24 protein-coding genes and 1 pseudogene are annotated in these 25,616 nt (G+C 70.6%); 12 read left to right on the top strand and 13 right to left on the bottom strand.

What is annotated here, in order from left to right:
• The first annotated feature begins 226 nt into the window (after nucleotides 1-226).
• Nucleotides 227-1,615, top strand: a complete 1,389-nt coding sequence (locus OC490_RS07590; protein ID WP_262057035.1) for a glycoside hydrolase family 43 protein — start codon at nucleotides 227-229, stop codon at nucleotides 1,613-1,615.
• Between the two features lie 126 nt (nucleotides 1,616-1,741).
• Here the strand turns inward: OC490_RS07590 and OC490_RS07585 are convergent, their stop codons facing one another.
• From OC490_RS07585 to OC490_RS07575, 4 genes are all read right to left on the bottom strand, one after another.
• Nucleotides 1,742-2,677, bottom strand: a complete 936-nt coding sequence (locus OC490_RS07585) for an SMI1/KNR4 family protein (protein ID WP_262057034.1) — start codon at nucleotides 2,675-2,677, stop codon at nucleotides 1,742-1,744.
• 47 nt (nucleotides 2,678-2,724) lie between these two features.
• A complete protein-coding gene (locus OC490_RS07580; protein ID WP_262057033.1) occupies nucleotides 2,725-3,987 on the bottom strand; it encodes a cation:proton antiporter in 1,263 nt (420 codons plus the stop codon).
• Between the two features lie 72 nt (nucleotides 3,988-4,059).
• Complete coding sequence (locus tag OC490_RS49530; RefSeq protein ID WP_410098593.1) at nucleotides 4,060-4,326, bottom strand: hypothetical protein; 267 nt, start codon at nucleotides 4,324-4,326, stop codon at nucleotides 4,060-4,062.
• Nucleotides 4,327-4,668: 342 nt separating this feature from the next.
• Nucleotides 4,669-5,976 (bottom strand): MFS transporter, encoded by a 1,308-nt coding sequence (locus tag OC490_RS07575; protein WP_262057032.1) that lies wholly within the window; start codon nucleotides 5,974-5,976, stop codon nucleotides 4,669-4,671.
• 494 nt (nucleotides 5,977-6,470) lie between these two features.
• On the opposite strand from OC490_RS07575, the gene OC490_RS07570 reads away from it, so the two are divergent.
• From OC490_RS07570 to OC490_RS07560, 3 genes are read left to right on the top strand one after another with little or no spacing between them, the layout of a single operon-like run.
• Complete coding sequence (locus OC490_RS07570; protein ID WP_262057031.1) at nucleotides 6,471-6,773, top strand: hypothetical protein; 303 nt, start codon at nucleotides 6,471-6,473, stop codon at nucleotides 6,771-6,773.
• On the top strand, nucleotides 6,773-7,522 hold the full coding sequence (locus tag OC490_RS07565) for a hypothetical protein (RefSeq protein WP_262057030.1): 750 nt from the start codon (nucleotides 6,773-6,775) through the stop codon (nucleotides 7,520-7,522). The genes OC490_RS07570 and OC490_RS07565 overlap by 1 nt, the downstream gene beginning before the upstream one ends.
• A 46-nt stretch (nucleotides 7,523-7,568) precedes the next feature.
• Complete coding sequence (locus OC490_RS07560) at nucleotides 7,569-8,090, top strand: ABC transporter permease (RefSeq protein WP_262057029.1); 522 nt, start codon at nucleotides 7,569-7,571, stop codon at nucleotides 8,088-8,090.
• A 73-nt stretch (nucleotides 8,091-8,163) separates the two neighbouring features.
• Here OC490_RS07560 and OC490_RS07555 read toward each other — a convergent pair whose 3' ends face one another.
• The 3 genes from OC490_RS07555 to OC490_RS07545 form a co-directional block, all read right to left on the bottom strand.
• Complete coding sequence (locus OC490_RS07555) at nucleotides 8,164-9,765, bottom strand: purple acid phosphatase family protein (RefSeq protein WP_262057028.1); 1,602 nt, start codon at nucleotides 9,763-9,765, stop codon at nucleotides 8,164-8,166.
• An 87-nt stretch (nucleotides 9,766-9,852) separates the two neighbouring features.
• Complete coding sequence (locus OC490_RS07550; RefSeq protein ID WP_262057198.1) at nucleotides 9,853-10,380, bottom strand: MFS transporter; 528 nt, start codon at nucleotides 10,378-10,380, stop codon at nucleotides 9,853-9,855.
• 27 nt (nucleotides 10,381-10,407) lie between these two features.
• A complete protein-coding gene (locus OC490_RS07545) occupies nucleotides 10,408-11,043 on the bottom strand; it encodes a hypothetical protein (protein WP_262057027.1) in 636 nt (211 codons plus the stop codon).
• Nucleotides 11,044-11,174: 131 nt separating this feature from the next.
• Here OC490_RS07545 and OC490_RS07540 point away from each other — a divergent pair, with 131 nt between their 5' ends.
• Complete coding sequence (locus OC490_RS07540; protein ID WP_262057026.1) at nucleotides 11,175-12,254, top strand: AraC family transcriptional regulator; 1,080 nt, start codon at nucleotides 11,175-11,177, stop codon at nucleotides 12,252-12,254.
• A gap of 4 nt (nucleotides 12,255-12,258) precedes the next feature.
• Here the strand turns inward: OC490_RS07540 and OC490_RS07535 are convergent, their stop codons facing one another.
• The 3 genes from OC490_RS07535 to OC490_RS07525 are packed head-to-tail and all read right to left on the bottom strand — an operon-like array spanning nucleotide 12,259 to nucleotide 15,889.
• On the bottom strand, nucleotides 12,259-13,671 hold the full coding sequence (locus OC490_RS07535; protein ID WP_262057025.1) for an aldehyde dehydrogenase family protein: 1,413 nt from the start codon (nucleotides 13,669-13,671) through the stop codon (nucleotides 12,259-12,261).
• Complete coding sequence (locus OC490_RS07530; protein ID WP_262057024.1) at nucleotides 13,668-14,546, bottom strand: SDR family NAD(P)-dependent oxidoreductase; 879 nt, start codon at nucleotides 14,544-14,546, stop codon at nucleotides 13,668-13,670. The genes OC490_RS07535 and OC490_RS07530 overlap by 4 nt, the downstream gene beginning before the upstream one ends.
• On the bottom strand, nucleotides 14,543-15,889 hold the full coding sequence (locus OC490_RS07525) for a flavin-containing monooxygenase (protein ID WP_262057023.1): 1,347 nt from the start codon (nucleotides 15,887-15,889) through the stop codon (nucleotides 14,543-14,545). Before OC490_RS07525 ends, OC490_RS07530 begins: the two co-directional genes overlap by 4 nt.
• 232 nt (nucleotides 15,890-16,121) lie before the next feature.
• Here OC490_RS07525 and OC490_RS07520 point away from each other — a divergent pair, with 232 nt between their 5' ends.
• Entirely contained in the window at nucleotides 16,122-17,075 is a 954-nt protein-coding gene (locus tag OC490_RS07520; RefSeq protein WP_262057022.1) for an SMP-30/gluconolactonase/LRE family protein, read from the top strand.
• Between the two features lie 60 nt (nucleotides 17,076-17,135).
• Here OC490_RS07520 and OC490_RS07515 read toward each other — a convergent pair whose 3' ends face one another.
• On the bottom strand, nucleotides 17,136-18,758 hold the full coding sequence (locus tag OC490_RS07515) for an MFS transporter (protein ID WP_410098592.1): 1,623 nt from the start codon (nucleotides 18,756-18,758) through the stop codon (nucleotides 17,136-17,138).
• 141 nt (nucleotides 18,759-18,899) lie between these two features.
• Here OC490_RS07515 and OC490_RS07510 point away from each other — a divergent pair, with 141 nt between their 5' ends.
• On the top strand, nucleotides 18,900-19,895 hold the full coding sequence (locus tag OC490_RS07510; protein WP_262057021.1) for an Lrp/AsnC family transcriptional regulator: 996 nt from the start codon (nucleotides 18,900-18,902) through the stop codon (nucleotides 19,893-19,895).
• A 77-nt stretch (nucleotides 19,896-19,972) separates the two neighbouring features.
• Here OC490_RS07510 and OC490_RS07505 read toward each other — a convergent pair whose 3' ends face one another.
• Entirely contained in the window at nucleotides 19,973-21,313 is a 1,341-nt protein-coding gene (locus tag OC490_RS07505; protein ID WP_262057020.1) for a jacalin-like lectin, read from the bottom strand.
• 605 nt (nucleotides 21,314-21,918) lie between these two features.
• On the opposite strand from OC490_RS07505, the pseudogene OC490_RS07500 reads away from it, so the two are divergent.
• The 4 genes and pseudogenes from OC490_RS07500 to OC490_RS07485 form a co-directional block, all read left to right on the top strand.
• Nucleotides 21,919-22,200: pseudogene (locus OC490_RS07500) on the top strand (SDR family NAD(P)-dependent oxidoreductase); the annotation flags it as partial.
• A gap of 55 nt (nucleotides 22,201-22,255) precedes the next feature.
• The gene (locus OC490_RS07495; protein WP_262057207.1) at nucleotides 22,256-22,420 is read left to right on the top strand and encodes a hypothetical protein; all 165 of its coding nucleotides are present in this window, start codon (nucleotides 22,256-22,258) and stop codon (nucleotides 22,418-22,420) included.
• Nucleotides 22,421-22,528: 108 nt separating this feature from the next.
• Entirely contained in the window at nucleotides 22,529-23,476 is a 948-nt protein-coding gene (locus OC490_RS07490) for a TerC family protein (RefSeq protein WP_262057019.1), read from the top strand.
• Between the two features lie 75 nt (nucleotides 23,477-23,551).
• Complete coding sequence (locus OC490_RS07485; RefSeq protein WP_262057018.1) at nucleotides 23,552-24,433, top strand: LLM class F420-dependent oxidoreductase; 882 nt, start codon at nucleotides 23,552-23,554, stop codon at nucleotides 24,431-24,433.
• A gap of 73 nt (nucleotides 24,434-24,506) precedes the next feature.
• On the opposite strand, the gene OC490_RS07480 is transcribed toward OC490_RS07485, so the two are convergent.
• The gene (locus OC490_RS07480) at nucleotides 24,507-25,070 is read right to left on the bottom strand and encodes an NAD(P)H-dependent oxidoreductase (RefSeq protein ID WP_262057017.1); all 564 of its coding nucleotides are present in this window, start codon (nucleotides 25,068-25,070) and stop codon (nucleotides 24,507-24,509) included.
• 102 nt (nucleotides 25,071-25,172) lie between these two features.
• On the opposite strand from OC490_RS07480, the gene OC490_RS07475 reads away from it, so the two are divergent.
• Nucleotides 25,173-25,616: TetR/AcrR family transcriptional regulator (locus tag OC490_RS07475; protein WP_262057016.1), on the top strand; the 444-nt coding region annotated here is incomplete at its 3' end.

The following is a 25,616-nucleotide window of genomic DNA, read 5'->3' as shown; positions in this document are numbered from 1 at the left end:
CGGAGCGGGTGGTCCACCGAACGGTAACGGGCGGGCGGCCGGTGTGGTGCGGATGCGGCAACTTCCCGTGTGGGGTGCACGGTTGACGGTCCGCCACAGGCTTCCCACAGAGATCGTCCAGCACTGCGCAACCCATTGACGTGTTCTTGACCCACCCTTACCTTCTGACCGAATTCACGAACCGCGTTCGATATGACGAACGTCCGAGTCTCCGGGAGAGCCGCCCGTGACCACACGTCCCCCCACGCCGTCCCGTCGCGCCCTGCTGCGCGCGCTGGCCGCCCTGCCCGTCTCCGCACTCGTCCTGGGCGAGGCCCCCGGACTGCTCGGCACGGCCCTGGCCGCCGCCCCGTCGAGCGGCTACGCCACCCGCTACACGATCGTCCCGTTCCTCAACAGCGACGACGGCACCGTCAACGTCTACCAGTCCGACGACGCCACCGACTTCCGCCTCGTCCAGGCCTCCGCCTACACCCCGCCGAGCAACCGCATCCGCGACGCGAGCGTGTTCAAGCACACCGACGGCTACTACTACCTGACGTACACCACCCACACCTGGGAGGACGTCAGCACCACCATCGGCTTCGCCCGCAGCACCGACCGGGTCGACTGGACGTTCCTGTACGACTACACGGTCCCGATCACGAACCTGTCCCGCGCGTGGGCGCCCGAGTGGTTCGTCGACAGCGACGGCAGCGTGAACGTCATCGTGTCCTGCTCCACCACCGACGACGAGTGGATCTTCACGCCGTACCGGCTGAAGGCCACCAACTCCGCGCTCACGGCCTGGAGTTCACCGGTGGCCCTGTCCGGCATCGGCTCCAACCACATCGACACGTACATCGTGCGCATCGGCTCGACCTACCACGCCTTCACCAAGAACGAGACGGCCAAGTACATCGAGTACGCCACCGCCACCAGCCTCACCGGCCCCTACACGATCTCCAAGACCGGCGACTGGGCCGGCTGGGGCAGCTACCGCGAGGGCCCCTCGGTCGTCCAGCTCGACAACGGCGGCTGGCGGATCTTCTTCGACGGCTACGGCGACGGCACCTACTACTACAGCGACAGCTACGACACCTTCGCCACCTGGTCCGCGCCGACCGCGCTCACCACCCTCTCCGGCACGGCACGCCACTTCACCGTCATCAAGGAGACCGTGTCCGGCGGCCCGAGCCTCGCGACCGGTGTCACCCGCTCCTTCCAGTCCGCCAACTACACGACCCGCTACTGGCAGGAGCAGTCCGCCCTGCTCAACCTGCCGGTGGTGACCAGCGCCGGCACCACCGCGCTGAAGCAGGCGTCCACGTTCACCGTCGTCGCGGGCCTCGCCGACGCGACCGGCTTCTCCTTCCGGGACAGTGCGGGCAACTACCTGCGCCACTACGACTTCCGGGGCCGCTTCGACGCCAACGACGGCACGACGACGTTCGCGAAGGACGCCACGTTCTACGCCCGGACCGGCGCCACCACCGCCTCGCTCCGCTTCGAGTCGTACAACTACCCCGGCTACTACCTGCGCCACTACAACTACCAACTCCGGGTGGACCCGACGGACGGCACGGACCTCTTCCGTACGGACAGCTCGTTCGTGCCGGTGACGGCCTGGGCCTGAGCGCGGGCCGGGCTCGGTCGGTGAGATCCAGTGCCCCCGCCGCCTGGATCGCGCCGGCCAGACCTCGGCCGTGTCGGTGCGGCGGTCCCGCTCCGTATGACGTCACTCCGACCTGAGGTTGGTCGGTCACTTCAGGGGCCGCCAACTGCCCTCCCGCGCAGGGTCGATGCTGCTGCGCCACACCAGCGTCCCGCCGATCAGACCGGGCTCGTCCCGGGGCGCCAGGGCCGGGGCTTCGAGCGCGTCGGCGGTCTCCTCCAGGTAGGTCACCAGCGTGTCGCGCTCGTCGCCGGGGTGGTCGTCGTAGCGCGACCACCGCCCGAGGAAGCCGCTCTCGGTGTCGAGACAGAGGCCCGAGACCCGGTCGGCGGGGCCGTCCGCGGCGACCGGAATCCAGGCCGGACGCCACACGGTGATCCGCTCCTCCTCGGGACGACCGGCGTTCGCGCTGTCCAGGTGCGCCTGGGCATCCGTCTTCAGCCGGTGTACGGCGGCCACCGCGTCCAGGGGCAACAGCGCCCGGTTGCCCGGCAGGCAGCCCCGCCCGTCGGACCCGTCGTCGCCCGCGGTCAGCAGCCACAGGACGGTCAACTCGACCGGTATCCGCACCCCGAGCTCGCTCTCCAGCGCGGCTACGGCGGCCAGATCGGCGCCGGTGCGCAGCGCGGCGAAAGAGTCGGGCGCGTTGTCCCGGAGCCAGCGCGTGATCCGGCGCCAGGCATCCGCGACCTCCCGCACGGTGACCGCGGTGACATCGGGATCGGCGGGCAACTCCCGTTCCCGCTCCGCCTCTTGCACGCCGTCGGGCTCGGCGGACGGGGCCAGGGCGACGTACCGGATCTCGATGCGGTCGGGCTCATGGAGGTAGCCGACGGCCAGCGCGGGACAGTCCTCGAACAGGTCACCGTCGACCAGCACGGTACGAATACCGGGCAGCCGCGAGGGCACCCCCAAGTCCGGATCGTCGGCGAGCTGCCCGGCCAGGACCTTCAGCGCGTAGGGAGCACCGGCCCCGAACCGGGCGGCGGCGTCCCGCACGAGCGCGGGTATCTCGACGTCCACGGCCTGGCGCTCCTTGCGGTCGGGGGAAGAGCGATGCGTCCCACACCCTAGGGCGCCACCGGCTCCCGGTGTCTGCGGGTCATGTCCTGTGGGGTCGCCCGCAGGGCGAGGGCGCGGGGGTAGACCGCCTGGAGGAGGGGCCCTGTCATGGCGGTGGTCAGTACCGCCATGACCACCATCAGGGAGTACAACCGCTCGTCCAGGAGGCCGAGTTGGCGGCCGACACTGAGGATGATCAGTTCGGTGAGGCCTCGGGTGTTCATGAGGACGGCCAGGGCGGAGGAGATGCGCCGGTCAAGACCGTTGGCGTAGGCGCCCGTGTACGCGCCGACGAGCTTGCCGCCCACCGCCACCAGGAGGATCAGCGCCAGCTGGCCGAGGTCGGACCAGCCGAGCCGGGACAGGTCCACCTGGAGGCCGGCGACCAGGAAGAACACCGGGAGCAGCAGCACGTTGTTCACGAGCCCGACCCGTTCGTGCAGATCGGCCCGCAGCCGCCCCGACCCCGAGCGCGGGACGACCGCCCCGAACAGGAACGCCCCGAAGATGAAGTGCAGCCCCATCCACTCGGTCGCGGCCCCCGACAGCAGCAGTCCGGCGAACGCCGTGGCCAGCAGGACCGCGGTCGGCTGCCCGGTCACCCCCGGCCGTTGCAGCAGTCTGCCCAGCAGCCACCGTACGGGGTAGAGCATCAGCAGCAGATACGGCAGGAACAGCAGCGCCCGCTCGGGGTTCCCGCCCGGTGCGACGATCGCCATCACCACGGCCAGCAGTGACCAGGCCAGTACGTCGGCGAGGGCGGCGCAGCACAGCGCCAGCGCGCCGAGCGGGGTGCGGTCCAGGTTCCGGTCGGTGAGGATCCGGGCCAGCACCGGGAACGCGGTGACGGACATCGCGGCGCCCATGAAGAGGACGAAGCCCACATGGTTGGGGCTGGGATGGTCGCTCAGGAGACGGACGCCGAGCGCCATGCCCAGGCCGCACGGCAGCAGCAGCGAGGCCAGTGAGACGGAGGCGGCGATCCGGCCGGTACCGCGCACCATGCCGCGGTCGAACTCCAGGCCCACCAGGAACATGAAGACGGCGACCCCGACATCGGCCAGTGCGGTCAGGAACGGCCGGATGTCGGTCGGCAGCAGGGCGCGCGAGACCGCGCCGTCGAACAGGGTCGGGCCGAGCAGGATGCCGGCCAGGATCTCGCCGACGACCGGGGGCTGCCCGAGTCTGCGCGCGAGCGCGCCGAACAGGGCCGCGGCGACGATGACGACGGCCAGTCCGGCCAGTAACGCGGATGCTTGGGAGGAGGTCATGACGTGATGGACTCCTTGTGCCGGGGGTGCCGCGACGGCAGGTGCGGCACCGGGCGGTGCCGTACAGACACGTCAGCGCCTGTGCGGTGTGGTAGGTGGAGCCGTTCTTGACCTCGGTCGACAGACGGGGACGCCGGCCGGTGCAGTGGCCGACATGCGGAAACACGATGACAACCCGGATGGTTTCCCTTCCCTGTTGCGGTCCGCGGTGGTGCGGCGGGTTGTGGTTGTGTGGCGCCTTTGCATCGGCAGGATTCCGCGAGGGTCGAATCGGCTCTTGGCCCGGACGAAATCGTGCCACCTCGGGCCGAAGTGACGGCGCCAGTCCTCCGACGGCACCGGCACTGCGTTAACGGGACAGGCGACCGCGCCGACTTCAAGGAAGGCTCCGGGAATGCTGACCGGGGACAGATGGGTGCCGGTGTCCGTGTGCAGGCAGGTCGCCCGGCCCGAGTTCGGCCGTGAGGTCTCCCTGCTCGCGGCAGGCGGCTGAACAACCGACCTTGTTCTTCCGGTAGTTCCGCGCCGCTCACTCCGCCTCCGGGCAGGGCGCAGAGACCCACATTGTTTTAGTAGTCAAGGTTTCGGGGCGGAAGATGCAACCCGCAATATCCTTTTGTCGATATCAAGGTTCACCTGTCAAGGTCGGGAATTCGTTGCGGACGCGGGCGGCGCGCCCCGTCAACGTGGCGTCGTCGACGGCTCGTTGGGGAGGGCGGTCCTCGGCGGTCGGCCGGCGGTCGCGCGCAGCGTGGGCTCGTTGCGCAGCCGTACGAAGGTGATGGCCAGGGCGACTGCCTGGACGGCGGCGCAGCCCAGGACGGCCGTGCCGAGGTGGGCCGGCGGGGTGAGGGCGACGAGGATGCCGGCCACCGGGAACGGCAGCAGCAGGAGCAGCATGGTCAGGGAGAGCGTGGTGCCGAAGGCCGTCGCCGGGATGACCAGGGAACGCAGGGTGCGCAGTACGACGGTGAGGCCGCCGTCGCCCGCCATGAACAGCGCGACGAGGACCGTGTAGGCGGCGTAGGACGGGGCCTGCGGGAGAGCCAGGCAGGCCGCCGAAGCGAACGTCGCGCACACCACCCCCACACCCCACAGGTCGAGTCGGCTCAGTGCGAGGCGGCAGCAGGTGACCGCCAGCAGGGTCGTCGCCGCTGCGGCGGACCACAGGGTGCCGACGTCGGCGGAGGAGCGGCCGAAGTTCTCCACCACGATCACGGGGCTGGCCGACTGGAGCAGGCCGAGGGCGAGATTGGAACAGGCCAGGCCCGCCACCAGCCAGCGCAGCGCGGGCAGCTTGCGCAGCATGCGCAGCCCGGTCCGCAGCCCGCCCGGAGTCCGCTCGCCGTCCGGCCGCGCCGAGCGCAGCGGGGTGGGCGGGGTCTGCAGACCGAGCACGGCGGCCAGCAGGGACAGCGCGGTCAGACACCCGAGCATCCAGCCCGGTCCCACCAGCAGCAGGAAGCCCGCGAGCAGGGGGCCGACCAGCATGGCGGTCTGATCGATGCCGATGAGGACCGACTGCACTCCGTGCGGCCGGTGTTGGGCCCGCCGGGTGACGATCGCGCCCACCGCCTCGTTGGCCACGAAACTGAACTGGGTGAGCGTGCCGGTTACCGCGGCCAGCACCAGCACGGTCACCGTCTCCGCGGTGCCGCGCGGCAGCATGGCCAGTGTGACCGCCGCCCCGGCCAGCACCAGGGCCCGTAGCAGCGAGGCCAGGAAGCAGACGATGGCCGCGCCGCGCCGGTCCACCACGTTGCCGGCCAACACGAACGCGGCGATCCGGGGCGTCCACTCCAGGGCGAACGCCAGACCCGTCAGCGACGGGGACCGGGTGATGGTCAGGACGAGGAGCGGCATGGCGTACGTCGACATGGAGAACGCCAGCGCGTCACTGGTGCGGGGTGCGTAGATCCGTCGAAAGAGACTGCCGGACGGAACGGCTGCATGGCGACCGGCGGGCGGCCGGTCCTCGTGCAGGGTCATGGCCACGGAGCGGAGGGCTTTCGGTGAGGCGTATCACGGAGGGGAAACGGGCGGCCCCCGCCCACGGCGAAAGGAATTCGCGGGGGCGGGGGGCAGGGTAAAACGCCTACGGGCAACGGCAGTTGAGGCGTGAAATATATCGTAGCCAAGAGGTTGGGCATATCCCGAGCGCACATCTCTGCACAGTCTCCGCAAGGGATTCGTGGCATTTCCGCTGCCGAAATCGGAAGTGTCCGCAGATTCATGGCCCCGGGGCCGAGAGGCTGATGGTCCCGTTGGCCCGCTCAGAGGCGAAAGCCCTCGGCGAGGCGCTCGACGTGGGCGCCATGACCGTGCCCGCCGGCGCGATCCGCATGGCCCCGCGCTCGGTACGGAGCCCGGTGTGGGCCGTGACCCGGTTCCGGACGGTGGGCTCAAGGCGGCGTCCTCGTCGCCGATGGCGTGCGCGATGCGCCGGACGGTGACCTCCGCTGTCGGTCATGGCTGTGCCGGTCATGGCCGATAAGCCTCTCGCCGACCTCATCGACTCCGCCGCCGGCGCCCATCTGACCATCCGCACCCTTCCCGCACGGCGCGGTGAACTGGCCGCCACCCTGCGGGCGTTGGAGGCCCGCGTCGAGACACGCGCCGACGACGCGCTCGCCGTCCGCGGCACCACTCCGCAGGAGGCGGGCATGCTCGCCCACCACCGCGGTATCCCGCTCACCGAACTGTCCATCCAGCGCTCGACGTTGGAGGACGCGTACATGGCCCTCACCGACGACGCCGTCGAGTACCGGGCGAAGGAGGCAGCGTGATGCGCGACGTGATCGCCTCGGAGTGGCTCAAACTCCGCTCGGTACGCTCCACTTGGTGGGCGCTGGGCATCGCCTTCGTCCTGATGCCGCTGACGGGCCTGCTCATCGGTGCGAACACGAGCCCCGACGAACTCGGCAACCCGTCCTACGACGCCCTCGACACCCTGACGGGCGCGGCCATCGCGCAGTTCGCCTTCGGTGTCCTCGGTGTGCCGGCCATCTCACCCGAGTACGGCACCGGCCTGATCCGCACGACCTTCGCCGCCGTACCGTCGCGCAGCCGCGTGATCGCGGTCAAGGCAGGCCTGCTCGCAGCGGTGTTCGCGGTCGCGGGCACGGTGATCTCGCTGGTCACGTTCCTCGTCGGACAGGCCGCGCTCCCCGCGGGGCTGGGTGTCTCGCTCGGTGACCCGGGCGTCCTACGGGTCGTGCTCGGAGCCGCCTTCTACATGGTGTTCATCGGGATGTTCGGCTTCGCGCTCGGTGCGTTGATCCGGCACACGCAGGGCGCCCCGTCGGTGCTGACGGCGGTGGTCTTCGTGATCATGGGCATCGTGCCCTCCCTGGTACCGCAGTCCCTCCAGGGCGGCGTCGCCGCCTACTCGTTCACCGGACTCGGCCGCTCCCTGATCGTCGTCAAGCGCGTCGACGGCGTCACCACCCCGCTCACCGCGCTGGTGCTGTGCCTGGTGTACGCGGCCGTCGTCCTCGTCCCCGCGTTCATCCTCACCAACCGACGCGATCCCTGAGCTTCCCCAACTCGCTTCCCCTGTACGGCACTTGACGGAGGCCATCATGTCCCAAACCACCTACACCCAGCAGCGGTCCGCAGTGAGCGTCGTCCTCGACAACCGTCTGTCGTACGTCAGTTTCGGCCTCGCCTGGCTCGTCGGGCACGGCGTGAACGCGCTCACCCACGGCGACGATCCCGTCGTCGACCTGCCGTCCGAGATACCGGCGTCGCTGCTCGTCGTAGGCCTGCTCGCCGCGTCCTGGCCGATCGGCTTCGGCGCCCTGTTCCTGATCATCACCGCGCTGAGCGCGGCCCTCGACGAGCAGAAGGTGCACACCCTGATGTGGCCCACCGCGTCCGGGCTCGTCGTGGGACTCCTCTACCTCGCCGGGGGCGCCGTCTACCGCGACCGCCTCCAGTACGTCCTCGGTACCTGGCTCGCCCTCACCTCCTCCGCCGCGCTCTTCCTCCACGGCGCGCCCCTGTACTGGGTGCTCGCCCTCGCGGGCGGTGGCAGCTACCTCGTGGCGGCGGCCCTGGAACCCCGCCGCCACGCCAAGGCCCTGCTCGCCAGGGCGAGTTGAGACGGCACCTGCGGACGGCGGTCACCGGCACCACGCCGGTGGCCGCCGCTCCGCGTCTTCCTGGCAGGCGTGCCTAGTAGCCGTGCCCGGACTTCTTCACCTTGCGCGAGACCGTGAAGCGGTCCACCTCGGCGCCGGTCGCGGCCAGCGCCCGGACCGTGAGGGTCGTCGTGCGGCCGGGCGTCGCGGGGGCGACGTCGACGCGGATGAACGAGTAGCCGGTGTAGCGCACCCGGGACCAGTCGACGTTCTCGGTGACCTTGCCGTCCTTGCCCGTCCAGTACGTCGGCACCGAGTCGATCGCGTCCTCGTGGCTCTCGTAGCTGTCGGCCACCGGGAAGCTGTACACGCTCTCGCCGCCGGCGCCCGCCGTCACGTACACCACACCGCCACGGGCCGGCTCGTGGGTTCCGCCGATGGGCAGGGACCGTACGGCCTTGTCCTGGACGACCGGGTCGGTGCGCTCGTAGACGTGGTTGTGGCCGTTGACCACCAGGTCCACCTGGTGCTTCTCGTACAGCGGCACCCACTGCTCGCGCACCCCGCCCTCGGAGGCGTGCGAGCTGGTGGTGGAGAAGGCGCAGTGGTGGTGGAAGACGACGATGAAGTCGACGTCCGCGCGGGCGCGGAGCTCGGTGAGCCTCTTGTCGAGCCAGGCGGTCTGCTTGCCGCCGGTGTAGCCGATGTTGGCGGGGATCTCGTACGACACGTCGTTCGCGTCGACCGAGACCACACCCACGTTGCCGTGGACGAAGGAGTAGACACCGGGAGCTGACGTGGCGTCAAAACCGTTGCCTGGCAGGGTGAATCGGGCCTCGTTGCCGCCGTACCCGTTGGGGGAGTACCAGGACTCCATGTCGTGGTTGCCGAACGCCACCATCCACGGCACCCGGCTGGAGAGCGGTTCGATCTGCGCCAGGAACGAATCCCATTGGCGGGCGTCGTAGTTGCCCGCGTCCCCGGGCAGCCCGTGGCCGGTCTCCTCGGCGTAGCAGATGTCGCCCGCGTGCAGATGGAACGCCGGACTCTGCGCCTGCACAAGGGCGTTGAGGCCGATCGAGGTGTAACTCGGGTTCTGGTCACCGAAGGCGGTGAACGTGAACGGCCGGGTGCTGTGCGTGCGGGGAGCGGTGGTGAAGGAGTAGACCGTGTGCGCCGCGCCCGGGTCGGCGGGGTCGAAGCCGTCGTGGCCGACGCCGTAGTAGTACGTCGTGTCGGGGCTGAGATTGTCGAGCGCCGCGTGCACGTAGTACTGGTCGATGTCGGCGCTCTTGCCGATCCCGGCCGGGGTGAACAGGTCACGCACCTCCGCCGGTATGCGGTGGCTCAGGCCGAGGGGACTTCTGCCGATCCGGAGGAACGGCTTGCTCACCGGCAGCGGCACCTGCCACGAGACACGCATCTGGGTGCGGGGATCGGCGCCGTAGGCCAGGTGCCGGCCGAACGGCGCGACCAGCGAACCGTGCACGGTGGACGTGGTGGATGCCGGCATCAGCGTGGGCGTCGCCGCAGCCGCGACACCCCCGCCGCCCGCGAGGGCGACCCCGGTCGCGGCGACCGCGCCACCGCGCAGCAGACCCCGGCGGGAGAAGGCGCGGCGGAGGTATTCGTGTTGCTCGGGCATGCTCAGGGTGTCGGCGAGCCGGTCGGGGAGGCCCATGCGAGGAGTGTTCATGGGCGCGACGCTGGCAGCGCCGGTTGAACGACCGATTGCCGCCTGCCCATGGGCTGGCCATATCCCGCCCATCGCCTGGCTTGTTTCCTATGTCCCGGACGTCCTCGGCGGCTGCGTGAAGTGCCGGGCCCCGGCCAGGACGAACAGCGCCAGGGCGGCCGGCGCCGCGTACGCGAGCCGGAACTCACCGGTGGAACCGAGCAGCCCGCTCACCGCGCCACCGGAGACGACACCCGCGTAGTTGAAGAGGTTCAGCCGGGCCAGGACCGCTTCCGAGGCGGCCGGGCGCAGCCGCGCGGCGGAGGCCAGACACAGCGGGGCCAGCACCGACGCCCCCAGGCCCACCACCCCGGCCATGAGCACGGCGAACGGCCAGCTCGGCGCCATGGCCATGCCCGCCAGCGCACCCGCCACCACCAGGGCGGCCGTGCGGACGACGGCCACGGTCCCGACCCGCTGCACCAGCCGGTCCACGCTCGCGCGGCCGACGACCGTGCCGGCCTGGTACGCCGCGTACGCCATCGGCGCGACCGTGAGCGACGCGGCGAGGGTCTGCCGCAGATAGACCGCCGACCAGGCGGAGACCGTCGAGTCCACGACGTAGACGACGAGCAGGACCAGACCGAAGGGGAGCAGTCGCAGCTACAGCCGACGCCCCAACGCCGGTTGTGCCGACGGCTCTTGGGAGGAGGGGAGTTCGTGTGTGCGCAGACAGCAGGCGACGAGCAGCAGGATGCCCGCCTGCACGGCCAGGCCGTCGCCCACGGGCCAGTCGAGACGGGCCGCCCCGGCGGTGAGCAGGGCCGCGAGCACACCGCCCACGCTCCACGCCGTGTAGAAGGAGCCGAAGACGCTACGGCCGTAGGCGCGTTCGATCGCGGCGGCCCGGGTGTTGATCCCGACGTCGAGGCCGCCCACCGCGACACCGAAGAGGACGTACGCGCAGACGGCGGTCTGCGGGCAGGGTGCCTGTCCGATCAGGGTGAGCGCGACGGCGGCCGTGAGCAGGGCGCCGCGCATCGTGGCGACCGGACCGGCGACACGGACCGCGGCCAGCCCGAGGAAGCTGCCGAACCCGGCCGCCAGGGCGACCGCGACCAGCGTGGTGGTCGTCAGGAGCGGGGACAGCCCCTGGTGCTCGGTGACCGCGGGGACGGTCGTGTACACGGCGGCGACGGACACACCCTGAGCGGCGAACGCGAGCGTTGCCACCCTCCGGGCGCCCGCCCTGCCGGGGCGACGCCCGCTCTTGGCCCGACTTGGAGCGCTGACTGACATGCACAGACCGTAGTCAGGTGGTGCGCGACGGACGCAGGACGCCGGGGGCCGTTGAGGGGACTTCGGCGGCCAGCGATACGACCGGTGAGGCCCGGGTGCTTACGGTGGTGGCCCAAGAGGAGGTGAGTGCGATGTTCCCCGACCCCGCCCCGGCGGACCCGCACGGGACCAGCCGCAGCACTTCGGCGACGATCCAGCCGAACATCCTGCGTTATCTCGTCACCGTCGCCGACGAACGCGGTGTCGACCTGCAGCCCCTGCTGAGCCAGGTCGGCCTGGACGAGACCCTCATGCGGTCCGCCGCGCTACGGGTGTCCTACCGGCAGGGCAGCGCGGTGATCCGGCGCGCGGTGGAGCTCACCGGGGACGAGCGGCTGGGTCTGAAGGTCGGCGCGGCGCAGCACCTCACCGCGTGGGGCCTGCTCGGCTTCGCGCTGCTGGCCGCCGACACACTGCGCCATGCCATCGAGACCGGTGTGAGGTACCAGAACCTCTCCGGCGCGATGACCGTGTGGTCGACCGGCGTGGACGAGGACGGCGCCTTCGTCCTGCGCGCCGACCTCCCCGATCCCGCCGTCGACCCGAGCGTGGCCTCCTTCCTCATCGAGGAGGCGCTCGCCTCCGTGGTCACCGTGTCCCGACTGGCCGTCGGCCCGGACTTCGCGCCGCGCGTGGTGGAGTTCTCCGCTCCGCCACCCCGTCAACGCGAGCTGTACGACGCCCTGTTCGGCTGCCCGGTGCGCTTCCGTGCCCCGGCCGACCGCATCGTCATCGAGCCCGCGTGGGCCCGCGCCCCGATGCCCGGCCGCGACCCGGTGACGTACGCCTCGACCCTGGAGACACTCGACGCCCAACTGGCCTCCCGCACCGGGCAACAGGATCTCCTGGAAGTACTGGAGGTGTCCGTCGCGCAGAGCCTCCCGGCGATCCCGTCCTTCGGCGAACAGGCACGACGGCACGCGACCAGCGAGCGGACGCTGCGCCGTCGGCTGGCCGACTGCGGCACCACCTACGAGGCACTGGCCGAGGGAGTACGCCGGGAGCGTGTCGAACAGCTGCTGCTGCGCCCGGAGTTGACCCTGCGTGACATCGCCCACCGGGCGGGCTTCTCCGACGAACGCGCCCTGCGCCGCGCGGTTCGCCGCTGGCACGGCACCTCCCCGGTCCAGCTGCGGGAGCGGCTGCTCCAGGCGGCGGCGCACCGCGAATGACGGGTCAACGGGTGCGGATCCAGACCGTCTTCTCCCGCGTCCACTGGTCGAAGGCGTTCGTCGACTTCTCCGCGCCGCCGAACCCGGACTGCTTCCAGCCGCCGAACGGCGTGGTGATGTCCCCTTCGCTGTAGGCGTTGACGGAGACCACGCCCGCCTCGATGCCGCGGGCCAGCCGCAGCGCGGTGTCGAGGTCGCGGGTCCAGACGGAGGCGGCGAGCCCGTACTCGGTGGCGTTCGCCATCCGGACCGCCTCCTCCTCGGAGCCGAAGGTCTCGACGGTGACCACGGGACCGAACAACTCCCTTGTGAGTACGGCACTTTCGGCCGGGGCCCGGGTGATCACGGTGGGCGGGTAGTAGGAGCCGCGCGCGGGGAGCCCGTGGGGGAGTCCGGCGGTGTGGATCTGGGCTCCGGCCTCGCGCGCCGCGTCCACGGCGCCCACGACCCGGTCGAAGGCGGCGCGGTCGATGAGCGGGCCCTGCTGGGTACGCGGGTCGGCCGGATCGCCGACGACGAGATTCCGTGCCGCCGCGGTGAACCGCTCCACCACCTCCTCGGCGATGCTCCGGTGCACCAACACCCTTGAGCCGGCCGTGCAGTTCTGCCCCATCGTCAGGAACGCGGCCTCGATCATGTCGTCGATCAGCTCGTCGCCGTAGGAGAGCGCGTCGGCCATCAGCACCTGCGGGCTCTTGCCGCCCATCTCCAGGGAGACGCGTTTGAAGTTGCTGTCGGCGGCGGCCCTGAGGACGCGGCGGCCGGTGGCGGTGGAGCCGGTGAAGGAGAGTGCCCGGACGAGGGGGTCGTGGGCGAGGGCGGCGCCGGCCGCCGCGCCGTAGCCGGGCAGTACCGTGAGCACTCCGTCGGGGAGGCCGGCCTCGGTGGCGAGGGCGGCGAGGTGGAGGGCCGAGCGCGGGGTGGCCTCGGCGGGCTTGACGAGGAGACAGTTCCCGGCGGCCAGCGCCGGGCCGACCTTCCAACTGGCCATCGCCAGCGGGTAGTTCCACGGCAGGATCGCCGCGCCGACACCGACGGGCTCGCGGCTGACGAGACCGAGCGCGTCGGGCCCGCCCGGCGCGACCCGGCCGAAGACCTTGTCGGCCGCCTCGGCGAACCAGCGCATCGACTCGATCGCCCCCGGCACGTCCCCCGTACGGCACTCAGTGATCGGCTTGCCCGCGTCCTCGCTGTCGAGCCGGGCGAGGAGTTCGGCGTCCCGTTCCATCAGGTCGGCCAGCCGCAGCAGTACGGCGCTCCGCTCGCGGACCGGCAACCGCGTCCACACCCCTGATTCGTAGGTGAGTTGGGCCTGCTCGGCGGCCTTGGTGACGTCGTCGGCGCTCGCGGCGGACAGGGTGGTGAGCGGCTCACCGGTGGCGGGGGCGACGACGGTCAGCGTCTCGTTCCTGGTCATGCCTCCTCCACCAACTCCCAGCGCCCGTCGGTCTGTCGGGCCAGGCCACGGCGGTGAAGCTCTTCCAGATAGCGGGCCATGCCGCGGTCGCCGCGCTTGCGGAACAGGGGGAAGATCCTGGGCAGCAGGTTCGGGACGAGCATCGCGCACCGGACCAGACGCGACTCGCCGGACCGGGGGTAGGCCTCAAGCCGTGGCCTGTCCAGCAGGCTCACCACGGCCGCGACGACGTTCGCCGGTTGCTGCGGCTGGTCCTGGAACTGCATCGAGTTGCCGCCGTCCACGGCCTCCTGGCGCAGCATCCGGGTGTCGGTCGCCGAGGGCAGCACCGACCCCGCCAGGATGCCCCTGCCGCGCAGATCCAGGCCGATGGCGAGCATCGCACCGCGCAGCCCGAACTTGGATGCCGTGTAGATCGGGGTCTCGCCCAGCGGGAAGATCCCGCCGAGGGAGACGGTGGTGACCACCCGGGCGTCCCGCGAGGCCTTCAGCAGGGGGATCGCGATCCGGGTGGCGACCAGCGGGGAGGTCAGGTTGAGGGTGATCTCCTGCTCGATGCTCTCGACGCTCCGCGCGTCGAAGCGCTCCGAGCTGGTCATCCCCACGTTGTTCACCAGCACGTCGAGCCGGCCGTGGACCTCGGCCACCCGCTCGAACAGCCCCTCCAGCTGGGCGCGTTGGGTCAGGTCGCAGCCGATGCCCGAGTGCCCGGCGCCGGGCAGTGCGGCGGCCACCTTCTCGGCACGGACCCCGTCGATGTCGACGACGACACAGCGCGCGCCGCCCGCCGCGAAGCGCCGGCACAGGGCACTGCCGATACCGCCCGCGCCACCGGTCACCAGCACAACCTTGTCGGTGAAGTCGAACCGCTTCATGCCGCCGTCTCCACCCGTCGCGGGGACCGCACCGGCGGCGCCTGGCCCTCGGTTCGCCAGCCCATCTGCCGGGCCACCTTGCCGAGGTACTTCACGAACGCGCCGCTGTCGACGTAGCCGGTGTGCCGGGGCGAGGCGACGAACTTCAGCCCGCCGGACAGATCCGGCCGGTCGGCGCGGATCATCTGGGTGAACCGCTCCGCGTTGGCCAGACCGTGACGCGCGTCGTGCAGATACCCGGCGATCAACTGCGCCTGCGTGTCGAAGAGTTGGTACGCCCCCGCGTTGGTCTCGACGAACCCGATCCCGAACAGGCCCTGGTGCTCGCGCGAGAACGACGACAGATACAGGTCCGGATGCTGTTCGTCGCCGAAGTACCGCTGCGCGACCGGGACTTTGTGGACGAAGCCGGTGGCCAACAGGATCAGGTCGAAGTCGTCGCTCGTGCCGTCCGTGAAGTGCACGGTGCTGCCCTCGGCGCGGGCGATGCCGGGCCGGGCGGTGATGTCGCCGTGCTGGAGATGGTGGATCAGCATCGAGTTGATGGCCGGGTGCGTCTCGAACAGCCTGTGGTCCGGCTTCTGCAGCCCCAGCCGCGTCGGATCGCCGTTGACGATCCGCAGCAGACCACCGAAGACCCGCTGCGCCAGCCACATCGGCAGATGCGGACCGCTGTTGGCGATGGTGTCCACCGGCCGTCCGAAGAGATGCTTCGGGATGAACCAGTACCCGCGCCGCATGCTGATCACCGCACGATCGGCCGACCGGGCCGCGTCGCACGCGATGTCACAGCCGGAGTTCCCCGCGCCCACGACCAGCACCCGCCTGCCTCGCAACTCCTCCGCGCTGCGGTAGCCGACCGTGTGCCGGATCTCTCCGCTGAACTCCCCAGGTATGTCAGGGATGTTGGGGTGCCACTGGGAGCCCGTGCACACCACCACCTGCCCGTGCAGACTCTCCCGCCCGTCGGCCCGGACGACCGTCCAGGTGCCGTCCGCGTTCTTGTCGACGCTCGCGACCCCGACGCCGAACTCGATCCGGTCGGTCAGCCCGTAGGCGTCGGCGAAGGACCGCAGATACGACAGGACCTGCCGGTGCGGCGGATAGTCCGCGAAGTGATCGGGCATGGGGAAACCGCTGAAGCCCGACAGGGTCCGGCTGGAGATGAAGTGCGCCGACTCGTACATCGGCCCGCCCGGATTCTCGATGTCCCAGATCCCGCCGACCCCGGTGTGCCGCTCCAGATGCGTGTACGGCAGCTTCCGCTCCGCCAGAGCCCTGGCGACCGCCAGCCCGGCGGGCCCCGCCCCGATCACACACGTGTCCAACTGGCCTTCCGTCACGAGCCTGCCTCCTCGGTCGTCCCGTTTCACGGGTGGTGGAGGAAACGTATGCACCCGCTGTCCTGCGGGAACTGACCCGCGCGGCCAGGGACGGGACCTCAGCGGCCGGGGAGGTCGGATACGCGTGGGGTGGATGGGAACTCCGGGCAGTGACGGGTCGTTACGCGAAGACAGATTCACTCCACGCGTATCGCCGCCCCCGCTCACCCCCTCGTCCCCGGAGGCCCGAACGATGACCCGGAACCACCCCCGGCCCAGCCGGCGCGGCGCCTTACTCGGCGGCGCCGCTCTGACCGCCCTCGCCGTCACGGCCGGCACCGGCACGGCACGCGCCAACTCATCCACCGCAGGGGCCAGTTGGCCGACGGAGTTCCCGCTGCCCAACGGCTGGCTCCCCGAGGGCATCGCCATCGGCAGCAGGCCGTACGCCTACCTGGGCTCCCGCGCCGACGGCGCCGTCTACCGCACCGACCTGCGCACCGGCGAGGGCAAGATCCTCTCCGAGGGCGCCACCGGCCTGGTCTCCGTCGGGCTGAAACTGGACCACGACGGCCTGCTGTACGTCGCCGGCGGCACCGGAGCCGCGAGAGTCGTCGACTCCCGCACCGGCGAGATCCTGACGACCTATCAACTCACTGCAACCACCGGCCACTTCATCAACGACATCACCCTGCTCGGCGACCGCGCCTGGTTCACCGACTCCCTGGACGCCGTGCTCTACGGCGTCCCCCGCGGCCGTACGGGCGAGGTCACCGCCCTGCCGCTCACCGGCGACTGGGTGCAGACGCCCGGGGTGAACAACGCCAACGGCATCGTCGGCACCCCGGACGGCCACGGCCTCATCGTCGTCAGCAGTACACCTGGCAAGCTCTACCGGGTGTCCCTCAGGACCGGCGCCGCCACCGAGATCGTCCTGAGCGGGGCCTCCGACGTGGCCAACGGCGACGGTCTGTTCCGGATCGGCCGGACGCTGTACGTCGTCCAGAACCGCCTGAACCGGATCAGCGTGTTCGACCTCGACGGCCAGGTCACCACCGCGACCCTGCGCAGTACGATCACCGACCCGCGCTTCGACGTCCCCACGACCGCCGCCCGCTTCGGCAACCGGCTCTATCTGGTCAACGCCCGCTTCACCACCCCGCAGACGCCCGACACGACGTTCACCGCCGTCGCCGTGTCGATCTGACGCGACAGCAGGCGGGCTCCCTTCGCGAAGAGGTGCGAAGGGAGCCCGCCCGCAGGCGGTTCAGCGGTTCGGCGTCGACTCAACCACCGCTGCGACAGCGGCCGTTGCGGCACCGGCGGTGTTCGTGCCGGCGACCGGAGCCGACGTGGAGCCGGCCGTCCGCCGCGGGCGGAGCAGCAGCACGCACACCAGCGCCGCGAGGAGCGTCAGCGCCCCGGCCACCACCAGGCACAGCCGCATGCCGTCCAGGAACGAGTCGCCCAGCGCGCCGAGCGCCCGCCCGGTGTCCACGCCGAGGTTCATATGGGCGACCGCGCCCAGACCACCGCTGTCGGCGGTCGAGACGATGCTGCGCTGCGTCGCGCCCGTCACCCCTGCGTCGGTGAGGTGGCCGGGCAGCGTGTCGAGCGCCTTGGTGGTGAGCAGGGCGCCCAGGACGGCCGGGCCCAGCGCGCCACCGACCTGCCGGAACGCGTTGTTGCCGGCCGCCGCCATACCCGCCTGCTGATACGGCACGGAGGCCACGGCGGTCGCGGTCATCGGCGTCAGGACGGTCCCGATGCCCAGCCCGAGCAGCGCCAGCCGCCAGGCGATGGACCCGAACGAGGTGCCGGCGTCGACGCCGGTCAGCGAGAACAGCGCGCCGGAGATGACGAGCAGACCCCCGGTGATCAGGACGCGCGGGGCGACCCGGTGCATGAGCCGCCCGACCGGCTGGCCGACCACGATCGCCGCCGCGGTGACCATCAGAAGCCGCCAGGCCGCCTGCAGCGTGTCGAGCTGCTGCACGAGGCCGAAGTACAGGCTGAGCAGGAAGAAGAAGCCGATCAGCGCCAGGAAGGTGATCATCGCGACCAGGGTGGTGGCGGTGAACGCCGGGCTGCGGAACAGCGTCAGATCCAGCATCGGACTGTCGCTGCGCCGCTCCGCGAACACGAAGGCGACTCCACCGGCCACCGCCGTGAACAGGGCCACCATGACCTTGACATCCGTGAAGGAACCGGCGCCGCCCTCGATCACGCCGTAGACGAGCGCGGTGATGGCGAGGGTCGCGGTGAGCTGGCCGGGCCAGTCCAGCTTCCGGCCGTGCGGGGCGCGTGAGTCGGGGAGCAGCCGGGCGGCGAAACCCATCGCGATCAGCGGGACGGGGACGGACAGCAGATAGATCCAGCGCCACGAGGTGTGGTCGAGGATGACGCCGGCGATCAGCGGGCCGATGGCCAGCGCGGCCATGAGGGCGGTCGCCCACAGGCCGATGAACTTGCCGCGCTCCCGGTGGTCGGGCACCGCGTGGCTGATCAGTGCCAGGGTGGTGGGCAGCAGGGTCGCGGCGCCGAGACCGGCGAGCGCCTGGCCGATCCACAGCACCTGCACCGACTGCGCCGACAGGGCCACGGCGGCACCGGCGGCGGTGAACAGCAGGCCCGCCTGGAACACCTTCTTGCGCCCGTGGACATCGCCGAAGACACCCGCGGTGAGGATGAACGCGGCCATCGGCAGGACGAACGCGTCCTGGACCCAGGACAGTTGGGCGGTCGACGCGTTCAGCGCCGCCTGGATGGCGGGCAGGCTCACGGCGACCGTGGTCACCGGCAAGTAGGCGACGAAGACGCCGAGGCAGGCCATGACGAGGGTGGCCGCCCGTCGGTCGGCCGTCCCGCTCGCCGGGGTCGTGACGTTCACGGAGAACTCTCCTTCTTGACTGCGGTGCCCTCGAACGGGCACGCCTCTCAGGATCGGCTCCGGCATCGACAATCACCAACGTGTGACCGAGAAGCGACCGGAAACCTCCAATCCGGCCCCGAGGAGTGTCAGACTTTCCCCATGACAGACGCAGTCGACGGGAAAATCCTCCGCGCCCTGCAGTGCGCGCCACGCGCCTCGTTCCGGCTGGTCGGCGAGGTGGCCGGGGTCTCGGAGCAGACCGCGGCCCGCCGTTTCCACGCGCTGCGCCGCGCCGGGGTGATGCGGGTGGTCGGCCTCGTCGACCCGGCCGTCCACGGCGACGCGCGCTGGGTGGCCCGGATCCGCTGCCGCCCCGACCGGGTCGGCCCGCTCGCCGACGTACTCACCCGCCGGCCCGACATCGCCTACGCGGGACTGGCGTCCGGCGGTTCGGAGATCATCTGCGTCATCAGCGCACCGGTCCACGTACCGCGCGACGACGTCCTGCTCCGCCAACTGCCCAAGTCCGCCTCGGTGTTGGACGTCAGCATCGACCTGCTCATCCATCCCTTCGGCGCGACGGGCAGAAGCGACTGGACGGGCCACGGCGGCCACCTCACGCCGGAGCAGGTCCAACTCCTCTCCGGAGACCGGCCGTTGGTGCCCACCGGACCGCCCGTACGCCTCACCGACGAGGACACCCCGCTCCTCGGCGCCCTCGCGGAGGACGGCCGCGCCACCCACACCCAGCTCGCCGATCTCACCGGCTGGTCCACGGCCCGCGTGGCCCGCCGTCTGGACGCGCTGGAGAACTCGGGCGCTCTCACCTACGACGTCGAACTGCTCGCCGCGCGACTGGGGTTCGCCCTCAACGCCACCCTGTGGCTGCGCGTCGCCCCGGCCCGTCTCGCCCACGTCGGCGAGGAACTCGCGGCCCACGACGAGGTCGCCTTCGCCGCCGCCATCAGCGGTGAATCCAATGTCATGGTCGTCGTCATCTGCCGTGACACCGAGGACCTGTACCGCTACCTGACCACCAAGGTGGCCTCGGTCCCCGGCATCGACGGCTACGCCGTGAGCATCCATGTGCACCGTCTGAAGCAGGCCACCTCGCTCATCTCACGCGGGCGGCTGGTACCCCCGGCGTTCGCATAGGGCGGCCCGGACGCACCGGGCCGGATCACCCGCGGCGGCGGGTGATCCGGCGGACGGAATCCAGGCGCTACGGCCGGTCAGCGCTTCGTGTAGATGAAGCCGACCTTGTCCAGCTCGTCGCCGGAGCGTCCGTGGAAGCCGGCGATCTGCCAGCCGGACGGGGCGGTGCGGGTCACGCAGTCCGAGGTGGTGGTGCCACCGGCCAGGGTGTTGCCCAGGTTGGTGGTGAACTTGGCGTAGAAGATCCGCGTGGTGTCGTTGTACTTGCTCTCGCACAGGTACGCCGACGTCACGTACTCGCCGCTGCCCAGTGTCAGCGAGGACGCGGTGCCGCCGGTCCCGCCGTGGGTGAGCGTGGTCCCGTTGGCCAGGGTGATGCCGACCTGGTCGACGCGGGAGCCGGAGCGCAGTGAGATCTTGGTGGCGCGGGCGGCGGCCGGGACGCTGTCGACGTCCTGGTAGTAGTCGCCGTGCGGGCCGCCGAACTGGTCGCTGAGCTGGAAGTCCGCGTTCTGCGACCAGGTGAAGCCGACCGTGATCGGGTCGTGGTCGGAGAGCATCAGCCCGTCCGAGGTCAGGAACTTGGCGTGCTCGTTGTTGTACGAGGTCGCATTCAGCGTCACCAGCTTGCTGCTGCGGTAGAGGACCTTGTCCACGACCTCGCAGGTGTTGGGCACGGTGGCACCGGTCTGGTCGCACACCAGCGCGTCGCTGCCCTTGACCGGTGCGACGCCGCCGCGGATCAGCTTGACCCAGGCGTCGGTGAGTCCGTTGGCCGCGCCGAACTCCGCGATGGTGTCGGCGGCGCGGGTGTAGCGGGTGTTCGTGTCACCCATCACCACGACGGCGTTGCCCGCCGAGTGGGTGCTGATGAACGAGGTCAGCTGGCTGAGGTTGTCCGCGCGGGAGGCCTCGTCGCCGTCGTTCGTACCGGCGTTGGTGTGCAGGTTGTAGAAGTCGACGTACACGCCCTCGGACAGGCGCTCGCGCATGAACGTGAAGCCCTTGGGGGTGAGGCAGTCGCCCGAGTCGATCTGGCAGGAGTTCCAGTGGACGCGCTCGAAGTCGTCGCCGTCCCAGGCGTAGTTGGAGACGGTGTTGAGCCCGCTGCCGATGCCCGCGCCACCGCTGGTCGCGGTGCGGTAGGGGTGGGTGTCGGTGGAGTACAGGTAGGCGTGGTAGTTGAAGTCCTCCTGCACGTTCACGATGTCGTACGGGGCGATGCGCGTGCCGATCGCGGTGGTGCTCGTGTCGCGCGGCGTCGAGGCGCTGGAGAGCGACTCGGGCAGCCCGGCGACGTTGTAGCTGAGCACGCTGAAGCTGCCCGAGGTCGCGGCGGCGGCCGGTGTGGCGGCAGCCACCGTGAGCCCGCCCAGGGCCGCGGCAGCGGTCGCCAGACAGGCGAGAAGTCTGCGCATGGGGAAGTGCCTCCTGCGGAGTGACAGAGGGGGAGGGTGGTGCGGCGGTCATGTCGAAATGTATCGACAAGCGCTTGCTATGGCTCCCCTCCGACCGCACCGAATCAGGAATTCCGCATGACGCCGAGATGGCCAAGTCCCCTTGTGTGCCCGTTTGTTGATGATGTGCCACGTTGAGCCCGCCCTCCGCACGACCTCGACACGGCACACCCGGTGCGGGGTCGGTCCGGTCAGGCGGGCGTCGGCCACACCTCCGGCGACCGGCCCGGCAGTCGTAGCGCCTCCTCCAGCGGGCCGCCGCCCTCCGGGACCTCCAGAGCGGGGGCGAAGGCGGAGCCCGGTACTCCGCGTCCGCCGGCACCGGACGGGCGACCGCCAGGGCCGCGCCCCGGACCTCGTCGGTGAGGTCGAGCCGTACCCCGAATGCGGCGGCGACGTCCCAGGCGGGCACCACGTAGTCGACGAAGTGGAAGGCGACCGCCTGGAACCCGGGGAAGCTGCGTCCGAGTTCCGGGAGGGCGAACTCCTTTTCCAGGGCGCCCGGTTCGGCGACCGCGGCCAGTGCCTCGGCCGCGGCCTCGCGGTGCACCCGGGCCGGTTCGCCCATGTCCTGCGGCTCACGCCAGTGCGCGGCCTCCTGTCCCGCGCCGCGCGCGGCGGCGGCGAACCCGCGGTGCTGCGCGGCCCGGCTCGCCGTCAACCTCACCGGCCCGGCCGAGCTGACCCGGGTCACCCTTCCGGCGCTGCGCGCGGCCCACGGCCATGTCCTCTTCCTCAACTTCTGGGCCGGTCCGACCGTCAAGCCCTACTGGTCGGCCTACGCCGCGAGCAAGTTCGGCCCCAAGGCACCGGCGGAGTCACTGCGCGGCGAGGAGGCGGGCAACGGCGTACGCGTGACGTCCGTCTTCCCCGCGTGCGTGGCCACGCCCACGCACGCGGGCCGTGAGGGAGGGCTTCGGCTTCCCGTACCGGCCGGAGCCCCTCGATCAGCCGGACGAGGTCGCAGGGCTGATCCTCACCGCGCTCGGCCTGCCCGCCGACACCCGCCTCAACGACCTCCACCTGGACCTCGGCCCGGAGGGCTACCCGCCAGGCTTCGCCGCGTGAGGGCCGTTGTCGTGCACGCGATGCCCTCACCTTTTGTTCAGCTCCCGGCGGTGGAAGGGATGCACAGTCGACAACGAAGTCGATCTCCCTTCCGCCCCAGGAGCACCAGTGAACGTCTCCCTCACCGTCTGGCTGTTGACCGTCGCAGCCCTGTGCGCCCTCGTCGGCGTCGACTTCCTCATCGGCCGCAAGCCCCATGACGTGTCGATCCGGGAAGCGGGCACCTGGACCGTGGTCTGGGTCGTCCTGGCCTGCCTGTTCGGGCTCGGGCTCCTCCTCTTCGGCGGGAGCGGGCCCACGGGCGAGTTCTTCGCCGGGTACATCACCGAGAAGTCGCTGAGCGTCGACAACCTCTTCGTGTTCGTGCTGATCATGGGCAAGTTCGCGGTGCCCTCCCAGTACCAGCAGCGCGTCCTGATGGTCGGCGTCCTCGTCGCCCTGGTGCTGCGCGCGGGCTTCATCGCGGCCGGCGCCGCCATCATCTCCACGTTCTCCTGGGTGTTCTACCTCTTCGGCGCGTTCCTGATCTGGACCGCCTGGAAGCTGGTCCAGGACGCCCGCAAGGGCGGACACGAGGAGGAGTACGAGGAGAACAAGCTCCTCAAGATCGCCGAACGCCGCTTCGGAGTGGCCGACCGCTATCACGGCACCAAGCTGTTCATCACGGAGAACGGCAAGCGGATCATGACCCCGATGCTGGTCGTGATGCTCGCCATCGGCTCCACCGACGTCCTCTTCGCGCTGGACTCGATCCCCGCGATCTACGGCCTCACCCAGGACCCGTACATCGTCTTCACCGCCAATGCCTTCGCCCTGATGGGCCTGCGCCAGCTGTACTTCCTCATCGGCGGCCTGCTGAAGAAGCTCGTCCACCTCAGCTACGGCCTGTCGATCATCCTCGGCTTCATCGGCGTCAAACTGGTGCTGCACGCCCTGCACGAGTCCGGTGTGCACGTCCCGCAGATCTCCATCCCCTTCTCCCTCGGCTTCATCGTGCTCGTGCTCGCGGTGACGACGTTCACCAGTCTGCGGGCCACAAGGACGCAAAGCGCTTGACTTCGAGAACGCTCGAAGACCTACCGTCACGAGGGACGGTGAAGGTCCGGGTGAACAGCTGAAACGGAGTCGGACATGCGGGTCGGCGTACACATCAACCGGTTCAACCATCCGGGAGGGCCCGCGGCGATCGGGCCCGAGCTGGCCGCGGCGGGCGCCGCGGCCGAGGCGGCGGGCGTCAGCTGGCTCTCGGTGATGGACCACTACTTCCAGATGGAGTTCAACGGCGGCGCCGAGGACGCCATGCTGGAGGCCTACACGACACTCGGCTTCCTGGCCGGCCACACCTCCACGGTCCGCCTCGGCGCACTGGTGACCGGTGTGACGTACCGGAACCCGGGGCTGCTCGCGAAGATCGCCACCACCCTCGACGTACTCTCCGGCGGCCGGGCCACCCTCGGCATCGGAGCCGCCTGGTACGACCGTGAGCACCACGGTCTCGGCGTGCACTACCCGCCGGTCGCGGAGCGTTTCGAGCGGCTGGAGGAGACCCTGCGGATCTGTCTGCAGATGTGGGACCCGGAGGCCAACGGCCCCTTCGAGGGCAAGCACTACCGGCTCGCCGAGACCCTGTGCGTGCCCGCGCCGGTCAGCAGCCCGCACCCCGAGATCATGATCGGCGGCAGTGGCGAGAAGAAGACCCTGCGGCTGGTCGCCCAGTACGCCGACGCCTGCAACCTGATCGTGTCGACGCCGGACGAGCTGCGCCACAAGCTCGACGTGCTGCGTGGTCACTGCGACCGGCTGGGGCGCGATTACGACCGTATCCGCAAGACGATCGTCTACGGCGGCGAGTCGGTCACCGCGGGCGACCTCGACCCGTTCCTGCGGGAGATCGACGGCTTCACGAAGCTCGGTGTCGACACGGTGATCCTGGGCCCGCGCACGGGTGAACCGGTCGAGTGGATCGAGCGGTTCGTGGCCCCGGCGGTACCGCGCCTGGCCGAACTGGACTGAGGTGAACTGAATGGAAAGGGGCCGGAGTCGATGTCAACTCCGGCCCCTTTCACGGTGAAGCGGGGTGCCTCGATCAGGCGGCGACGGCTTCGCCCGCGTGGCCCTTGAGCTGGGAGAGGACCTCGGTCAGCTGGGCGACGACCTCGGCGTCCTCGGACGGGTGGGTCTCGGCGAAGCGGACCACGGAACCGGGGATCGAGAGCTTGAGCTCCTCGATCACCTTGCCGCCGGCGATGCCCACGGCCTTGCGGGCCTCGTCCTGCGCCCACACGCCGCCGAACTGGCCGTAAGCGGTGCCGACCACGACGACCGGCTTGCCGCCGAAGCCGCTGGCGCCGTACGGGCGGGACAGCCAGTCGATGGCGTTCTTCAGGACGGCAGGGATGGTGCCGTTGTACTCGGGGGAGAAGAAGAGGAACCCGTCCGCGGCACCGGCGGCGGCACGCAGCTTGGCGGCGGCGGCCGGGACGTTGCCCTCGACGTCGATGTCCTCGTTGTAGAACGGGATGTCGGCGAGACCCTCGAAGATCTCGATGTCGGAGCCCTCGGGCGCGAACTTCACGGCGGCCTCGGCGAGCTGGCGGTTGTGCGAGCCGGCACGCAGGCTGCCGACGAGCGCGAGGATACGAACAGACATGGGGACTCCAAGGGGGGCTGAAACACTGCTGTAACGATCCGGACCGAGGTCCGTTTAAAAGTTGTACCAGCCTAAGCGGACCGCGGTCCAGTTTCATTCCCGGTGCTTTACGCTGTCTTCATGTCCAGCGCCCTGCCACCCTTCCCGAAGCCCGAGGAGTCCATGAGCGAACCCCAGCTGCTGGAGGTCCGCTCGTTCGGCGACGAGCCGTGCCTGCGCGCCGACGCGGCCCGCAACCGGGCCAAGCTGCTGGAGGCCGCCGCCCGCCTGATCGCGGAGCACGGGGTGGCCGGCGTCACCATGGAGGCGGTGGCCGCGGCGGCCCAGGTCGGCAAGGGGACCGTCTTCCGCCGCTTCGGCGACCGCACCGGCCTGCTGATGGCCCTGCTGGACCACTCGGCGAAGACGCTCCAGGCGGATTTCATGGGCGGACCGCCGCCGCTGGGCCCCGGAGCACCCCCGGTCGAGCGGCTGCGGGCGTTCGGTGTGGCGGTCCTGTACCGCTCGGCGGAGCAACTGGACCTGCAACTGGCCGCACAGCCGGAC

Source organism: Streptomyces sp. STR69, from assembly GCF_024519455.1.
Lineage (GTDB): Bacteria > Actinomycetota > Actinomycetes > Streptomycetales > Streptomycetaceae > Streptomyces.
This window is presented reverse-complemented; position numbering and strand designations above follow the sequence as displayed.

Excerpts from the sequence above, each read along its gene's own strand:
- OC490_RS07580 (WP_262057033.1), bottom strand. The coding sequence starts at position 3,987 with ATGACCTCCTCCCAAGCATCCGCGTTACTGGCCGGACTGGCCGTCGTC.
- OC490_RS07575 (WP_262057032.1), bottom strand. The coding sequence starts at position 5,976 with ATGACCCTGCACGAGGACCGGCCGCCCGCCGGTCGCCATGCAGCCGTT.
- OC490_RS07570 (WP_262057031.1), top strand. The coding sequence starts at position 6,471 with ATGGCCGATAAGCCTCTCGCCGACCTCATCGACTCCGCCGCCGGCGCC.
- OC490_RS07565 (WP_262057030.1), top strand. The coding sequence starts at position 6,773 with ATGCGCGACGTGATCGCCTCGGAGTGGCTCAAACTCCGCTCGGTACGC.
- OC490_RS07560 (WP_262057029.1), top strand. The coding sequence starts at position 7,569 with ATGTCCCAAACCACCTACACCCAGCAGCGGTCCGCAGTGAGCGTCGTC.
- OC490_RS07555 (WP_262057028.1), bottom strand. The coding sequence starts at position 9,765 with ATGAACACTCCTCGCATGGGCCTCCCCGACCGGCTCGCCGACACCCTG.
- OC490_RS07545 (WP_262057027.1), bottom strand. The coding sequence starts at position 11,043 with ATGTCAGTCAGCGCTCCAAGTCGGGCCAAGAGCGGGCGTCGCCCCGGC.
- OC490_RS07540 (WP_262057026.1), top strand. The coding sequence starts at position 11,175 with ATGTTCCCCGACCCCGCCCCGGCGGACCCGCACGGGACCAGCCGCAGC.
- OC490_RS07535 (WP_262057025.1), bottom strand. The coding sequence starts at position 13,671 with ATGACCAGGAACGAGACGCTGACCGTCGTCGCCCCCGCCACCGGTGAG.
- OC490_RS07530 (WP_262057024.1), bottom strand. The coding sequence starts at position 14,546 with ATGAAGCGGTTCGACTTCACCGACAAGGTTGTGCTGGTGACCGGTGGC.
- OC490_RS07520 (WP_262057022.1), top strand. The coding sequence starts at position 16,122 with ATGACCCGGAACCACCCCCGGCCCAGCCGGCGCGGCGCCTTACTCGGC.
- OC490_RS07510 (WP_262057021.1), top strand. The coding sequence starts at position 18,900 with ATGACAGACGCAGTCGACGGGAAAATCCTCCGCGCCCTGCAGTGCGCG.
- OC490_RS07505 (WP_262057020.1), bottom strand. The coding sequence starts at position 21,313 with ATGCGCAGACTTCTCGCCTGTCTGGCGACCGCTGCCGCGGCCCTGGGC.
- OC490_RS07485 (WP_262057018.1), top strand. The coding sequence starts at position 23,552 with ATGCGGGTCGGCGTACACATCAACCGGTTCAACCATCCGGGAGGGCCC.
- OC490_RS07480 (WP_262057017.1), bottom strand. The coding sequence starts at position 25,070 with ATGTCTGTTCGTATCCTCGCGCTCGTCGGCAGCCTGCGTGCCGGCTCG.